Genomic DNA, 15026 nt, shown 5'->3' with positions numbered 1-15026 from the left:
CGTCCTGGTTTGGAAGGGGTTACGCCCCTCCCAAATAAATTCTGATTCTACCGCCCTAAAGGGCGGGGTTTCAACCGAAAGGAAATGAGATGAAAAAAAACGCGGCATCGCGCCTGAACGCACGAAACCGCAGTTTTCCATAATTTAAACATTTCACTGCACGAAGCGCAAGCAGTTTTTAACAACCGTTTAACAGCCTGCCCGCTTCACTGCCACTTAAAGCCACACACAGCAAGGCTTTAGCGTCTTTCAAATATTTGTAGAACAAGCGGACGCAGCAGCCGCACTTCTCTGCCATCGCCTTTTCGACGCTGACCTTCTTGTACTCGTCGCCGACACCGCCTGAATAGCGCAACAGCAACACCTCCCGATGGAACGCAGGCAATTCCTTCATCACCACCCTGTCCACCGCAGAAAACACCGAATCCGCGTCCACCCCATAAGGCAGCAACGGACGCGTTCCGCCCGTATTCGCATCGCCTGCCATTGCACGGTTTGCCGCACTGGTTGCATAACCCAGTCCGTTATCATCCCGAACCGAACGCCAAAAGCCCCAACGGGCAAGCAAATCATCAATAGTCATTTATCAGTCGATTTCTTCGCGCACCGACCATCCCTAGCCCCGTCGGAGTCCGCAGGGCTTTAATTTTTAAGCGCATATTATAACAAAAATGCCGTCTGAAACCCATCAGACGGCATAATCGGACAGCAAAAAATCAGCAGCAGGACAGCTCCATCACCGTATTTTTCAGGCGCGCCAATTCAAGCATCGCACATTTGAAATCCTCGTCCGTCAAATTTTGGTTTTCATTGGAGAACATAAAGTTTTCATAGGCGTCGCTGACTACCCTAGACAGGTTGATGATTTCGTTTGCCGCCGCGCATTCCGCCAGCCCGATTGCCGATTTATCTCCGTCGTATGTCAGCAGGCGGGCGATAGCGGATTTGTGGCTTTCCGCAATCTCGCGTTTTCTGCATTGGGCATCGCTTGAATCGGCAGGCTTCTTAGGAGCAGCAGACTGATTTTCTTCCGGCGCGGGCAGCGCATCGCAGTTCAAATCATATCGCGCCTCATCAATCAGGCGGCGCACTTCAGGGCTGCGGTCGATAACCATTTTCGGAATATCCTCAATGATACGGCGGATGACCAGCGACATTTTCCAGAAGTTCAAACCGATGACCCGCTTGCCCGTTTTCCCGTGGCTGTAATCGCGGAACGTATCCGGGTGCATGACACCGTTATCATGCAGCGCAGACTCGATAGTGAAGAATATTTTCTGCATCTCATGGCGCGCATCCTCCTCTTTGATTCGGAACGGATCAGGAATCGCGGGGACGGTAAGCTGTTCGCGCGGGCGGTTGAAATGGTCATTCAATACCCGGAAGCATTCGCGTTGGTAAGTGAGCAGCCGTTCGCGGATTTCCGGTTTCACACGCTGAGCATCCACGCCGAAAAGCCAGCCGTTGAGGTAGTCTAGTGGCAGACAGAGCATTTCACGCTTTTTGCCGTCTTCTGCAACTATGGTCATCATGACCATAGTTGAATTTAAAATTTCGTTGCGTTGGATTTTTTTATGTTGTGAAACCCAATCCAAGCCGATATTTTCAACTATCGGTTTCATGGCAACGTAGTGTTGGTTGTTTTGGGAAAAAACGGCTACGGTTTGGCCGTGAAAAGAGATGTTTTGAACTTGGTTCATGATGAAAGTTTCCTTTGCTATACATTCGAAGTTGCCCGAAACGGGCGGTCGGGAGGTTCGAAAACCCTAGCAAATGGGCCGTGCTTATTCCCCGCTGAAAGCGGGTCTTGTATTCGCAGCCCTCCCGACCATAGGAAACTCCGGTGGTATCAAAACAAACAACAAAGGAAACCAAAGAATCGTATGGACGTAAAAAATTCACGCTGACGGGGTGAATGCCGTTTGCTAAGAGGTTTTCGACGCCTCGTGAAACTAAATGTAAACAGAAAGAAAATGCTTGTCAAGGGAAATATAATTTGGCATGATGAAATTCGATTAAATCACGCAAGGAAATGTAAAGATGAAACGCTTTGCAGCTTTGGTAGTTGGTTGTTTGGTATCTGCTGCTACGGTTGCGCAACCATTGGTGGACGGTATCGGGTTTCTGAAGATTGGTGATTCCGAGCAGTACGTCAAACAAATGATTGCCAAGAAACAGGGTAAGAAGCCGAGGCTTTTGAAAGGAGATGACCTTTATCCGTCGTCTTACAGATGGGTGTATGAAGATTTGGCTTTGACCGAAGATTTTACCGCTCCAATAATATTTATGAAGTTTCATCAAGGCAGGTTGTACCACATAGCAGTACATTATACGCTTGATGCGTATAACCTTAGAGATAGGGGTGATGTTGCAAGGGCTGTTGAAGATAGGTATGAGGTTTTCCATATTGCTAAGGCTTTGGTAGATAAGTACGGTACTGAATTTGCCCAGAAAGAAGAGATAAACAGCCCAAGTTGCATTCATGTAAAAGAGGCGGAGAGATTTAGCATTGTATTACCTTCCATAGAGGGCGTGGATGCGTCCATATTCGAAAACTTTTTAGATAATTTGTCAGGAAATCCGTTAAGTGAGACAGATCTATATTTGTATGATCGAAGAAGATGCCCTGATGATGCAGCATCCATTATGGTTTATGACAGAAATGTATCCGATGAAGTGGAGAAAATAGAGAATAGGCTTCAGGACGAGAAAAAGGAAAAAGAAGAAGCCGAAAAGCGGGCGATTGAGGAGGAGGAGCGTTTGCAGTGGGAAGAAAGTATTAAGAAAATTTAAGGTTAAACAGGCCGTCTGGAAGTTCAGACGGCTTTTTTTATCGACAATGAAGCAGGAAATTTAAAAAAACCTTAAAAATCAAGATTTGGACAGGGCTGGACGGGGTAGGACAACTTTTAAAACACCTTTTTTCCCTTTAAAATCATCGTTTAGACCGTTTGGACATACTTTTTTATAAAAATCCGCGTATAAGAAGAAAAAATAAAAACAAAATATGACAAGGTGTATAAAAAAGAAAAAATAAAAGCGCGAAGATAAATGTATATCTTCGCGCGTATGGGATAACTACCCTGTCCAAACCGTCCAAACGGTCTAAACGATGTTTTTAAAGGGATTTTTTCCGACTCTTACCCCGTCCAAACGGTGTCCAACCCCGTCCAAACGCCTAAAACCGGTCAGAATCCGAGGCAAGGGCAAATGCTTCTATCTGCCTGCCGTAATAATCTGCCTTTGAAACCGACCCTTCAGAACCACGTTCGGTCTTGTCGGTATTCGGCGGCGGAAACTTCTCCTGATTGTCGGGCGACAGCCACGAATGCGGCACGGCGAAAAACCGTACTTTTTTCGGCTGTCCGTGGATTGTAACCGTGCTTCGCAAATCCGCCAAGCGTTTTGCTATATTTGCATAAAAATTCTTCTGCTGCATATGGAAAGTCTTGGTATCTATGCACCATTTCTTGTATGCCGACCACAAATCGCCCGCCGCGCAGGAGATGAAGGGCAAGCCCAAATCGCCGCGCCACCAGTCGTCCAGAAAAGCTTCCCAAGAAGGCTTGTTCAGGTTGATCATCCGCCGTTTGATTTCTGTCGTCAGCGGCTTGGTATGCGGCGTGAATGCCCGCCGCGTATCACCGTCCGAATACATCAGCGGCAGCGCATAGAGAAACCGCGCGAATTCGTCCACTCCGCCATTGTCGATTTCCGCCTGCAATGCCTCGTATTGCGCGTCCGAATACTTGCGGTTGCACGACAAGACCATAAACCGCCTGTCGTTGCTTTCGATGGGGATAGACCGCTCGTCGTTCGAGAAAATGATAAAAGAATTGAAGTCGTTATGTTTTTCCGCATCGCGCCCTTTGCGCTCCACCATAATCACATCCGACGTAATCATGTTTTTCAGTTTGCCGATGACGTTCAGCCGCTCGTCTGACGGACTGATTTCCTCAAATATCGTAACCAGTGCAAACAGCAGCGACGCATTGAAGCGCGATTCCAGCGCGTTTTGGTCGAGTTGGCGCAGATACTCGCCGAAAAGCTCTTTGACGACCTTCTCGCCAAACGTCGATTTGCCCACGCCCTGCGTTTCGGAGATAAACACCAATGCGGTAGCGGGCTTTTCGGCTGGCCGCCTGAAACGGCAGGCAAGCCAGTTCAGAACCCATTCCGTGCAAGCCTCGCTCAAATTGCCGTTGCCCGAACACAAATGCCGTACCAGCCCGATAATGTTTGCACATTTCGGAAAATGTTTTTCCAATTCAGCCAGCGGCGTTTCCGGCGCGAACGGCTTTTCAGGCGCTTCAGCCTTTTTCGGCAAGCCCTTGAACGCATTGATATGGCTTAATTTCTCGTTTTTATACACCACACCTTGCGGCATATCCGGCTCAAACACATAATTGCTCATCGGACAGACGAGGCGAGCGGGCGACTTGCTCCAGTCGTCAAATTCTTCAGGTACGGCAGCCTTGACCGCCGCCAGCGACACGATGGCTTCCAACTGCCTGTCGTAGGCGTCCGTCGTCCCGTCCAGGTAGATATAGCGCGCAAGCGCGTTTTTAAAAACGGGGCTGACATCCGCCATCGCCTCCAATTTTTTCTGTTTGATTAAAATCCCCGCCTCAAGCTCCGATAGCTTGTTTCTATCGTGCAGATGAAACCAAGTCAGCACGGCAGGACGCGAAAACACTTTTTCCAACTGGCTTCGGCTGAAAGATTCCCCTGTTTCCAAGTTCAAAACCTTCTCTTTCAACCCGATTTGCGCGTAATTTTTCAACAATTCCGCCAAACGCGGATTTTCTCCGTCGTATTCCGCATCATCGCCGTCCCCGCCGCCCCCTTTCGTTGCCGTGGGCGCATTTTGCGCCGCACGCTCCTTATCGGATAGGCGCGGGAAAGGCTGCCCGTCAATGTCGTCTGAAAACGGGAAAACCAGCGTATCCGCCATCATTTCACGCACCGTCGTCAGCGGCTCGGTATCCGAAATCACGTCTGCAATATCGTAGCCCGAAGGCCACACGCCCGGATTCGGAATATTCACGATTTTGACCGTACAGCCCGACTCCTTGAGAACTTGGGCAATCCCCAGCGCCGCCTTCATGCCGGGCTGTCCGCGCCACGGCAGATACGGCATATCCGACGGCTTCACACCCGCCGCCTCATCCTTCTTCGACAGCTTTTCCCGCTGGGAATCGCAGTCAGGCCAAATCAGTACATTGCGCCCGGCAAGCGGCGACCAATCCGCCTTTTTCCAGCCGTTGCAACCGCCCAGCCAAGACACGGCAACCCAGCCCTTCAAATCAAAATACGCCTCTGCCGCCAGCTTGCACTTTTCGCCCTCGACAATCAAAACAGGCGCATCAGGCCTTTCCGCCAAAGCATCCAACCCGAACAGCGGCTGTGGATCCTTTAGGCGGCGGCTTGTCCACTTCTCTACACCCTCGCTGTTTTTCGCCCACACAAACGGCAAATCGGATTTCCCGCCGTCCTGGTCGATAAAGCGCTGCACAACGCAAAGCGGCTTGCCGTCCGCATCGCGGTATACTGCCCGCAAGCCTTCCGCCCGCTCATTTTTACAAAGACGGTAAACCTGACTGCCTTCCAGATATTTCAGACGGCCTTCATCGAACGGCGCAATAGGCTGCCAGCTTTCACGTTTCGACTTGCCCGTTTTCGGCTCGCCGTCCCATTCCTTCCTTTCTACCGCTCCGAAATTTCCGATGCGCAGACGCTCGGCGACCGCTTTTAGCGCGTCGCCCTGCCGTCCGTTGCAGAAAAGATAGGCATAGAGGCTGACCAAATCGCCGCCTGCATCGTTCGTCGCATAATCCGCCCACGCGCCCGAATGCGTATTGACCGCAAAACTGCCAAGATGCTTATCCGCGCGCGTCGGATTCAGAGCGAAGAACTCATGCCCTTTATATTTGCCTGACGGAAGCCATTCCGCAAGCAGGTTGTCCACCGCATTCAAAGCCGCATCGGCAACCGTTTTAAAATCCAGTTTGTTTTCCATATCCGTTGTCCTGCTCATTTTTTAGGCGTAAAAAAGACCTGCCCCCCCCTTGAGAGGGCAGGCTGAATCACTGATTGCGCGTTAATCAGTAATGGGGGGAAAATTAGAAATCCGTACCAAGACTACGATCTCGTTTCTGAAATCAGATCGGATACAGAAACCCGACCATTGGTAAGCAAAATTACATTTTCATAGCACCGCTTCGGTGTTACCGCCCTTCGGTTTTCGATTTGCCACAAAAACGACAGAGACAAACCCAACTTTTGGGCATATTCCGACCTTGCTCCACGCTTAGTCGAAAGCGTTTTAATAAATTCAGCGTGAGTCATATCTGCTCCATTTTCAAACATTAAACAAGTTTAGCAGTCATTAAACGCAAAAGCAAATATATTTATTATTTGTTTGTTTAGTAGAAACTAAATAGAATATAAATAATTACTGCTGGGAGATAGCTATGAATAAGTCAGAATTGAAAGAAATACGGATTGAGAATTTAAAAAAATTCTTTGAAGACAAAACCCTACCGACAAAAGACAAAAGCCTCCTGTCTCAATTGATGAGCGGCAAAGCATCTTTTGGCGAAAAAGTCAGCAGACGGCTGGAAGAAGACTACGGCATGGGAAGATATTATTTGGACTCTACGCCAAACAGTCCGATTGGTTCAGATGACGATCAACAAATCCGCTTTGAACGCCTCAACATCGAAGCGGCATGCGGCAATGGTATCGAAAACTTGCCCGCGGAAGTCGTCGATTACGTCAACGTATCGCGCCTGTGGGCAAAAGACAAATTCGGCGGAAACCTGTCCCACATCAAAATTATCACCGCACGCGGCGACAGCATGGCCGGAACTATTGATGAAGGCGACGTTATATTTGTCGATACCGCCGTTACTGAAATGGTGGAAGACGGCGTGTACCTTATTCACGTCTCCGACGGCCTGCGTGCCAAACGCCTGCAACGTACCGTTACCGGCGGCGTCAAAATTCTAAGCGACAACAAACGCTACGAAACCGAAACTGTAGAGAAACATGACCTTGAACAGCTTAAAATCTGCGGCAAAATCAAAGGCGCGTGGAAGCTCGAAGAGATGTAGCAGAAAAAAGACTGTTACCGGCAGAAGGCTATGGATTTAAAATACTTGAACAACTGATTTATTACCGCATATTGCGCGGTATAACTAAAAAGATATAATATATAAAAAAGGGCACGCATGGAGCTGACCGTCCACTTTAACGCCGAGCAGGATTTAGACCGCCTCTTTGAAAAAGACGAAGACGCGGTCGGTTATCTCGATACCGTCATTGAGATGATTCAGGCGGACTCTGCTATTTTTGATGGCTTATACGAAAACAGATACTTCAGAGAATATGGCGAACCCATAGGCCCGATTGACTTGGAAGTGAAACCCATATTGTCATTATGGGAAAAAGACATCAAAGTTTTGCGCGTCCGATTTGGCAGCGAAGAAGCCGCCGGATACAGAATAATTTACGCACCATGCCATGAAAAACAGCCAAACGGCGCGTATATCCGCCGCATAGATATATTGGCTGTTGTAAACAAGAAGACAGACAAATTTGACTATCAGGCAGAACACCCAATCACAAAACGGATTATCAAAGACTATGAAGAACTGTACTCCAACTAACGGCACATGGTTTCAAATGGGTGCAACACTCACTGTTGCCGTGGCCGCCTGCACAGTATCAACACCTACATCCGCCACCCCCGTCACCCACATAAACTGCCTGCGGATAAACGGGCAGATTAAATGCATCAAACCGATCAGCCCCAACACTACCCCCGCCGCAGAGCATATTGAACATGTACGGAAAAATCCGCGCCGCAAAGCAGCGATGGACAGGGCGGCAGCGAAAATTGCCGATAAAATAGCCCTCAAAGCAGGCGGAGAGACATTTGTCAGCCTGAGGATGAAAAAGGGGTTTACCCAGTCTGAATTGGCAGCCGCCGCAGGATTGCCTCAACCCTATCTGTCCCGCATCGAAAACAGCAAACAATCCCTACATAATGAGACTGTACAAAAACTGGCAAACGCATTAGGCGTTTCCCCGCTTGAAGTTCGCGCAGCGTTTGAACAGCAGTACGAATATATGGAGCAGGCATGATTCACTTAAATGTCCACTATTGCGATGAAATCATCCGCCATGCGGAAAATGACAAATACAGTCTGATAGGTATATTTCCCGATATATGCCATATCCCGGCGCAACAATCTATTTTAGGTCGTCTATGCCTGTCTATTTCATTTTACGCCGAAGATGAGTATATGCAGACATTGCAAACCCAACCAATCTTTTTAGAGATTGTTCACAACGACGATGTAATTTCCAATTTTGAAATCCCGCCGTATGATAGTGTCGGTCAAGAAGAAAGTATTTCATTCATGCTGCACCAAACAGTTAGCGGCCTTCCCGTTTCTAACGGTGACCGTATTTATGTAAGAATGAAAACACACAACCATATTCTCTCCGAGAGCCACCCTCTGTTTTTTTCTTGGCTTCCTTACCACTCATAACAATCCCAACACCTCAGCCTAAATTCACTTTGAAAAAACCGCCCACTGGGCGGTTTTCTTTCACCTAGACATCCAAAACCGCCTACCGCCAGTCCCGTTAGGCATTTTTTTTTGCAAATTAAATTCCCTTAAAAATCAGATAATTTAATATTTATTGAACAAACAATAAACTTTTTACTTGACTATGAATTAAGTGTTTACTAAACTACATCCATCGAAACAAACAACAGGACACAGTAATCATGAAACCCATCTACGTTAAATTCGGCACCCACGCCACCGCCGGCAAAGTCGAAGTCGCCACATGGCAGGACGGCAAACTAGCCATTCAAAAGCGCAACAGTTCCCGAGAAGGTGGCGGTATTTACAGCGAAACCGCCCGCCGCGAAGCCAAAACTCTGAAAGATGCAGTGCGACTGGTACAAAACATTTACCCCCACGAAATCGTTTCAACATAAAGCAAAAGGTTGTCTGAAAGCGTGAATCTTCAGACGACCTCCACAAAACCCCACCCCGAAAGACCCCAAAATGACCATCACAGAAGAATACTCTATCGACATCCGCGTAACCGCCGAAACCACCCACACTGCCTACGGCCACCCCGTAGAGCACTACGGTTGCGACATCATCAACACCGACGGCGAACTCATTGTCGGACTTGTTCCCGAGTACAAAACTCCCATGGCGGCAGTCAAACAAGCACTGACAGCCCTAACTCAAAACGATCTGCAAAAAGCCTGCTGATTTAAACGGAGATAAAAATGAAACATTTTTCAATTAAAAAAAATCTTTTGAAAGCCGCCGCTGCCGCAGCAGCAAACAACGACCCAAGACATTACATCAACGGCGTTTTCCTCGATAAGGAAACAGGCGAAATCAAAGCAACCGACGGTCATGTACTTTGCATTATCAAACACGAAGAACTGAAAGAAATCGATGAAGACATCTTCATTCCAAACATTGTATTGGGCGCGGTTTTAAAAGACAGAGAAAGCGACATTGCCAATATCGAAATCAGAGACGACTGCATTGCAGTGGGCGCATTAGAGTTTAAAAAGCCTGACACATCCGACTTCCCCAAAACACAAAGAATCGAAGAATACGCTAAAGATCCAGTCATGATTGAAGACGTGATCAATCAAAATCTGGCCATTGACATCAGCTTGATTAAAAAATTGGATAAATGCCAAAAAAGTTTAGGTTTCAAACACCCCATCTTCTTCCCTTTTTATCTGTCAAACAAAAACAAGGACGGCGGAATATGCTCAATTTTATTTAAATTCAAAAACTGCCGCTTCTACATCATGCTAACAAGAGCGCCGGAAGGCGGACTTTAATTGCATAAGGATTGAAAATGAAAACCCTGCTCACCCCAACCCTACTTGCCATACTTGCAGCCTGCACCACACCTCAACCTTCTCAAGAAACCGAAGCCCAACGCCTCATCCGCCAACAACAGGACGCTGCCGACTTCGCAACCCTGCAACTTGAAAAAACCTACGAACGCATGACCACAGAAGAACGTATGCGTGGCATCGTTTACGGAGAGTAAATATGGAAAACATCATCAACATCGCCACCGCCATTATTATTATTGCCGTACTGATGGCTGCACTCATCATGTTGACAGTAGAAATAATGGTACAGAACCGAATTACAAAAATACTAGAAATCCTCTTCCAAGAAGAAGAATAATGCCGCCCATCATTGCCCTGATACTAATCATCCTTCAAATCATCACCGAGCGCATCACCGGCATTAAATTCAAACGGTGGGCGGACGGCACCACGAAAGACACAAAATGACCCTGACAGACCGCATACAGCATACCCAAATTAACACCCAACCCAATATAGGCTTCCGGCATCACGACGGCAAATGGCAGGTAATCGAATACCAGCCTCCCCAATATAAGAAAAAACACTGGACAAAAAATAACGCAGGCAGACGGCGAAGCACCAAAGTTCTGAAAGAATTCACCACCCGAACAGACGCGGAAGACTACGCAGAAAGAATCAGACAACAACACAAGGCACACTAAAAATGGAAAACCTACCTACCCGCCACCGGCTCATGCTCATCTACGGCAAAACCCATATCACCCTCGAACAGGCCACTGCCGACTGGTTACCGCACATAAACGAAAAAACCGCCCGCCGCCGCGCCAAAACCCAAACCCTCCCATGGCCGGTCATCAATACGGACAACAGTCAAAAAAGCAGCCAATTCGTCAGTCTTACCGCCATCGCCGACTGGCTAGACCAACGCGAACAGCAGGCAAAAACCGAATGGCGGAAAATACATGGATAACAAAAAGGCCGTCTGAAATTCAGACGGCCTCAATTTTATTCAGAACAACCTCAAGATGATTGATGTAGATAAAATCATACAGGCAGTTTTCCTCTGCTTCTTGCCGTTCCATCCCGGATTTCCTTTTCAACCAAAACCTTTTTCCGTTCAAATTCAGCACTATTGCTGGCAGCGGCAGCAATGCCTTCTGCAATCGCTTTTTTTTCCTGACTCCCAACCTTATCGCCGAAATACGCCAAAGCAGCCTTATAAAGTGATTTTTTGAACATAATTTCCTCCTTGCGGAGCATTTTCCAATCAAACAGTTTTAGTTTACTTGGTTTTCTGTACCCAAACAACCGTAACCTGACTGCCTGACTGTATGCAATTTCAGATTCACAATTTTGCAATCACACATCCACAAAACATGCTCATTCGATATGATTTGATAATGGCGTCTTTTTTGAACCATATTTACACCATAATCTTCAATAAAATTACAATTCATTGATTCTATTGAAACATAAAACCCATCTTCAAAGCCCCTGCATGGGCGCAAGGATAAGCTGCATATCGGAGGAGGTCGTCTGAAAAAAGGAAATGCGTATTGTAGCGGTATATCGGTTAAAATACACGCTTTCCACATAGACGGCGCAAGCGATGGCAATGAACGAAAAAATCCGTTTGATTATCGATACCGACCCTGGGCAGGACGATGCCGCGGCCATTTTGGCGGCACACGGTCTGGCACGGCGCGGCTTGGTCGATTTTTTGGGCATGACCGTCGTCGCCGGCAATGTCGGTATGGATTTGACGGCTAAAAACGCGCGCATCATCTGCGACTGGGCGGGCGAGGAAGATTTCCCCGTTTACGCCGGCGCAGTCAAGCCTTTGTTGCGCGGATTGGAAACCGCGGAAGCGGTGCACGGCAAAACGGGCTTGGACGGCACAGCGTTGCACGAGCCGCGCTGTCCTTTACAAAAGCAGCACGCGGTTGCGTATTTGGTGGAAACTTTGAGCCGCGCCGAAGACGCTTCGATTACCTTGTGTCCGATAGGTCCGCTGACCAATATCGCGCTGGCGTTGAGCATCGCGCCGGAAGCCGTCCGCGCCATCAAACGCATCGTCTTGATGGGCGGCAATTATTTTGAAGCGGGCAACATGACGCCTGCCGCCGAGTTCAATTTTTTCACCGACCCGCACGCGGCGCAAATCGTGTTGCAAAGCGGCGCGCCGATTACGGTTTTGCCGCTGGACGTTACCCACAAGGCGCAAATCACTTCCGAACGCATGAATCGCCTACGTCGTCTGAAAAACGCCAACGGCAGCCGTTTGGCGGATATTCTGCAAAGTTTCGAACGTTTCGACATTCAGCAGTTCGGCTTGGAAGGCGGTCCGCTGCACGACCCTTGCGCCGTCATCTGCGCCGTGTTCCCCGAATTGTTTGCAGGCAGGATGTGCCGCGTGGATGTGGAGACGCAAAGCGGACTGTCCACCGGTGCGTGCGCTGTCGATTGGCACGGTACGACCGGCAAAACGCCCAACGCGCTTTGGATCATCGAAGTCGATGCCGACCGTATGTTTGAAGAACTGACCGCCGCCATTGCCGAACTGCCTTGATTTCCCGATTTTGATTTTTCAGACGACCTCTTTTCAGACGACCTCATCATGAACCCGAAAATTCCCGCCACAGCAGCCATGTTGGTCAAAAACTCGGAACGCTATCTGACCGAAGTATTGACCGCGCTTCAAGACTTCGACGAAGTTTTGCTGCTCGACAACGGCTCGACCGACCGCACCTTCGAAATCGCCGAACGCTTCACCAACGTCAGTTATTACAAATACGACTTCATCGGCTTCGGCCCGATGAAAAACCTTGCCGCCCGCCTCGCGCAAAACAATTGGATATTCAGCATAGACAGCGACGAAGTGGCAGACGGCGAACTGATTGCCGCCATCCGCAAAGCCGTAGCGGAAAACAAAGAACAAAACATCTTCTCGCTCTCGCGTCTGAACCACTACAACGGCCGCCTGATCAAAGCCTGCGGCTGGTATCCCGACATTATCCCGCGCCTTTACCACCGCCGTTTTACCCGTTTTTCCGACCGTCAGGTGCATGAATCGCTGATCTTGCCGCCCGATGCAAACGTCCGTCCGCTCGAAGGTCGTCTGAAACACTATTCCTTCGAAAACGCCGAAGGGCTGATTCAAAAAATGCAGCAATACAGCTCGCTCTACGCCGAAGAAAACCGCTACAAAAAAGACAGCTCACCCTTCAAAGCCCTGTTGCACGGCAGCGTATCGTTTGTCAAAAACTACCTGCTCAAACGCGGTTTCGCCTACGGCGCGGACGGTCTGACCATTTCCATCGCCAACGCTCAAGGTTCGTACTACAAATACGTCAAACTTTACGAGCGCAACCGCAACATCAGCGTCGCCCTGATTGTGACCACTTACAACCGTCCCGATGCGCTGGAGCTGGTTTTAAAATCCGCACTCGCGCAAACCCGCCTGCCCGACGAAATCATCGTCGCAGACGACGGTTCGCGCCAAGACACCGCCGAAATCGTCGAATTCATCCGCAGCCACACCGACATCCCCGTCAAACATTCTTGGCGGCCGGACGACGGCTTCCGCGCCGCCGAATCGCGCAACCGCGCGCTGGCGCAGGCAAAAAGCGACTACATCATCCTCATCGACGGCGACATGATACTCGACCCGTCCTTCGTCGCCGACCACCTCAAACTCGCACGCAAAGGCAGGCTGATACAAGGTTCGCGCGTCATCCTGACCCAAGCGCGCACCGAAGAAATTCTAGATTCCGGCGAATTGCCCGATTTATCCGCGTTCAGCCAAGGCATAGAAAAACGCCTGTCCGCCCTGCGCTTCCGCAGCCTGTCCGCCCTGATCGGCAGACAAAGCAGCCGCAAACACAAAGGCATCAAAACCTGCAATATGGGCTTTTTCCGCAGCGATGCGCTCGCCGTCAACGGCTTCGACAACCGTTTCGTCGGCTGGGGACGCGAAGACAGTGAGTTCGTCGCCCGCCTCTTCCATAATGGCATGAAACGCCACAACCTCAAATTCGCCGGCATCGCCTACCACCTCTGGCACCACGAAGCCGAACGCGACGCCCTGCCGCAAAACGACGCCCTGCTCAAAGCCACGCTGTCCGAACAAAAAATCCGCTGCGAAGACGGCATGGACGAGTTCATAAAATAAACCGTTTTGCGAGTATCTCCCCCTCAAACGTCGTCTGAAACCTTTCAGACGACGTTTTACCGTCAAGCAGCCGCTCAACCATCAAATCTTTACTGAAACCAAACACTTGCAGTGTTATACTATCAATACAACGACAAACGATTCACACACTACGGTTACACATCATGTCCCCCCGCCCGATTACCATCACCTCATACAACATGCACAAAGGCATGTCCGCGCTCAACCGCAAAGTCCAAGTGGACAGCATGGCGGAAGAGCTGCACGGCATAGGCTCGGATGTCCTGTTTTTACAGGAAGTGCAAGGTCAACACCTGACCCGCAGCAACAGGCTGCCCGATTTTCCCGAAAAACCGCATTACGACATTCTCGGCGACCGCCTCTCCTACAACCGCAGCTACGGCAAAAACGCCGTATACCCGCAGCGCCACCACGGCAACGCCATCCTCAGCCGCCTGCCGCTGGAAACCCGCCACAACCTCAACATCAGCGTCAACAAACTCGAACAGCGCGGCGTACTCCATTGCGAAGTCCTGCCCGAAGGCTGGGAAACCCCGCTCGTCTGCCTGTGCGCCCACCTCAACCTGCGCGAACCCGACCGCGCCAAACAATACCGCGCCATCTTCGAATACGTCGTGCATCACATCGACCCGCAAAGCCCGCTGATTCTCGCCGGCGACTTCAACGACTGGCGGCAAAAATCCGCCCTATCTTTAGGCAACGCCTTGAACCTGAACGAAGTATTCGTGGACAGCAACGGCAAACGCCCCAAAACCTTCCCCGCCCGCCTGCCCGTCCTCAGTCTCGACCGCGTCTATACCCGCAACCTGGAAGTCCTAGACTCCCAAATCCACAACGGCAAAAACTGGCAACGCCTCTCCGACCACTTACCCTTAAGCGTCAAAGTCAGACCCAAACTGCCTTGACCGCACCAATGCCAAAGGTCGTCTAAAAACC

General features: G+C 49.5%; 19 protein-coding genes. 15 read left to right on the top strand and 4 right to left on the bottom strand.

Annotated elements, in window-relative coordinates; genetic code table 11:
• Positions 1 to 178: 178 nt before the first annotated feature.
• Both DBZ16_RS07620 and DBZ16_RS07615 read right to left on the bottom strand, forming a co-directional pair.
• On the bottom strand, positions 179 to 583 hold the full coding sequence (locus tag DBZ16_RS07620; protein WP_107813548.1) for a molecular chaperone DnaJ: 405 nt from the start codon (positions 581 to 583) through the stop codon (positions 179 to 181).
• Between the two features lie 133 nt (positions 584 to 716).
• Positions 717 to 1700 carry a phage antirepressor N-terminal domain-containing protein gene (locus DBZ16_RS07615; protein ID WP_205836784.1) on the bottom strand — a complete coding sequence of 328 codons (984 nt, stop codon included), beginning with the start codon at positions 1698 to 1700 and terminating at the stop codon, positions 717 to 719.
• Positions 1701 to 2040: 340 nt separating this feature from the next.
• Here DBZ16_RS07615 and DBZ16_RS07610 point away from each other — a divergent pair, with 340 nt between their 5' ends.
• A complete protein-coding gene (locus DBZ16_RS07610; protein WP_107813546.1) occupies positions 2041 to 2793 on the top strand; it encodes a hypothetical protein in 753 nt (250 codons plus the stop codon).
• A gap of 385 nt (positions 2794 to 3178) precedes the next feature.
• Here the strand turns inward: DBZ16_RS07610 and DBZ16_RS07605 are convergent, their stop codons facing one another.
• On the bottom strand, positions 3179 to 6019 hold the full coding sequence (locus tag DBZ16_RS07605; RefSeq protein WP_107813545.1) for a DUF5906 domain-containing protein: 2841 nt from the start codon (positions 6017 to 6019) through the stop codon (positions 3179 to 3181).
• 454 nt (positions 6020 to 6473) lie between these two features.
• Here DBZ16_RS07605 and DBZ16_RS07595 point away from each other — a divergent pair, with 454 nt between their 5' ends.
• The 11 genes from DBZ16_RS07595 to DBZ16_RS07550 all read left to right on the top strand — a co-directional run bounded on the left by DBZ16_RS07595 (position 6474) and on the right by DBZ16_RS07550 (position 10868).
• Positions 6474 to 7115: a S24 family peptidase gene (locus DBZ16_RS07595; protein WP_107813544.1), complete on the top strand. Its 642-nt coding sequence runs from the start codon at positions 6474 to 6476 to the stop codon at positions 7113 to 7115.
• 117 nt (positions 7116 to 7232) lie between these two features.
• Positions 7233 to 7670, top strand: a complete 438-nt coding sequence (locus tag DBZ16_RS07590) for a hypothetical protein (RefSeq protein ID WP_003757627.1) — start codon at positions 7233 to 7235, stop codon at positions 7668 to 7670.
• A 16-nt stretch (positions 7671 to 7686) separates the two neighbouring features.
• A complete protein-coding gene (locus DBZ16_RS07585) occupies positions 7687 to 8148 on the top strand; it encodes a helix-turn-helix domain-containing protein (RefSeq protein ID WP_107813754.1) in 462 nt (153 codons plus the stop codon).
• On the top strand, positions 8145 to 8558 hold the full coding sequence (locus tag DBZ16_RS07580) for a hypothetical protein (protein ID WP_003757624.1): 414 nt from the start codon (positions 8145 to 8147) through the stop codon (positions 8556 to 8558). The genes DBZ16_RS07585 and DBZ16_RS07580 overlap by 4 nt, the downstream gene beginning before the upstream one ends.
• 242 nt (positions 8559 to 8800) lie before the next feature.
• Entirely contained in the window at positions 8801 to 9016 is a 216-nt protein-coding gene (locus DBZ16_RS07575) for a hypothetical protein (RefSeq protein WP_040668329.1), read from the top strand.
• Positions 9017 to 9086: 70 nt separating this feature from the next.
• Positions 9087 to 9302: a hypothetical protein gene (locus DBZ16_RS07570; RefSeq protein WP_003757621.1), complete on the top strand. Its 216-nt coding sequence runs from the start codon at positions 9087 to 9089 to the stop codon at positions 9300 to 9302.
• Positions 9303 to 9319: 17 nt separating this feature from the next.
• Positions 9320 to 9895, top strand: coding sequence for a hypothetical protein (locus tag DBZ16_RS07565; RefSeq protein ID WP_107813543.1), 576 nt, complete (start codon positions 9320 to 9322; stop codon positions 9893 to 9895).
• Positions 9896 to 9912: 17 nt separating this feature from the next.
• On the top strand, positions 9913 to 10110 hold the full coding sequence (locus DBZ16_RS07560; RefSeq protein WP_003757617.1) for a hypothetical protein: 198 nt from the start codon (positions 9913 to 9915) through the stop codon (positions 10108 to 10110).
• A 2-nt stretch (positions 10111 to 10112) separates the two neighbouring features.
• Complete coding sequence (locus tag DBZ16_RS14985) at positions 10113 to 10253, top strand: hypothetical protein (RefSeq protein ID WP_003757615.1); 141 nt, start codon at positions 10113 to 10115, stop codon at positions 10251 to 10253.
• A 106-nt stretch (positions 10254 to 10359) separates the two neighbouring features.
• Positions 10360 to 10599: a hypothetical protein gene (locus tag DBZ16_RS07555; protein ID WP_107813542.1), complete on the top strand. Its 240-nt coding sequence runs from the start codon at positions 10360 to 10362 to the stop codon at positions 10597 to 10599.
• Between the two features lie 2 nt (positions 10600 to 10601).
• Positions 10602 to 10868: a pyocin activator PrtN family protein gene (locus DBZ16_RS07550; protein ID WP_003757610.1), complete on the top strand. Its 267-nt coding sequence runs from the start codon at positions 10602 to 10604 to the stop codon at positions 10866 to 10868.
• Between the two features lie 74 nt (positions 10869 to 10942).
• Here DBZ16_RS07550 and DBZ16_RS07545 read toward each other — a convergent pair whose 3' ends face one another.
• Positions 10943 to 11137, bottom strand: a complete 195-nt coding sequence (locus DBZ16_RS07545) for a hypothetical protein (protein ID WP_107813541.1) — start codon at positions 11135 to 11137, stop codon at positions 10943 to 10945.
• Between the two features lie 370 nt (positions 11138 to 11507).
• Between DBZ16_RS07545 and DBZ16_RS07540 the strand changes: the two genes are divergently transcribed.
• The 3 genes from DBZ16_RS07540 (at position 11508) to DBZ16_RS07530 (ending at position 14995) form a co-directional block, all read left to right on the top strand.
• The gene (locus DBZ16_RS07540; RefSeq protein ID WP_107813540.1) at positions 11508 to 12467 is read left to right on the top strand and encodes a nucleoside hydrolase; all 960 of its coding nucleotides are present in this window, start codon (positions 11508 to 11510) and stop codon (positions 12465 to 12467) included.
• Between the two features lie 48 nt (positions 12468 to 12515).
• The gene (locus tag DBZ16_RS07535; RefSeq protein ID WP_107813539.1) at positions 12516 to 14069 is read left to right on the top strand and encodes a glycosyltransferase family 2 protein; all 1554 of its coding nucleotides are present in this window, start codon (positions 12516 to 12518) and stop codon (positions 14067 to 14069) included.
• Between the two features lie 164 nt (positions 14070 to 14233).
• Positions 14234 to 14995: an endonuclease/exonuclease/phosphatase family protein gene (locus DBZ16_RS07530; RefSeq protein ID WP_107813538.1), complete on the top strand. Its 762-nt coding sequence runs from the start codon at positions 14234 to 14236 to the stop codon at positions 14993 to 14995.
• Positions 14996 to 15026: the final 31 nt, after the last annotated feature.

The organism is Neisseria sicca, from assembly GCF_003044565.1.
Lineage (GTDB): Bacteria > Pseudomonadota > Gammaproteobacteria > Burkholderiales > Neisseriaceae > Neisseria > Neisseria sicca_A.
Note: the sequence above shows the minus strand (reverse complement) of the source record. Positions and strands in the feature narration are given on the sequence as shown.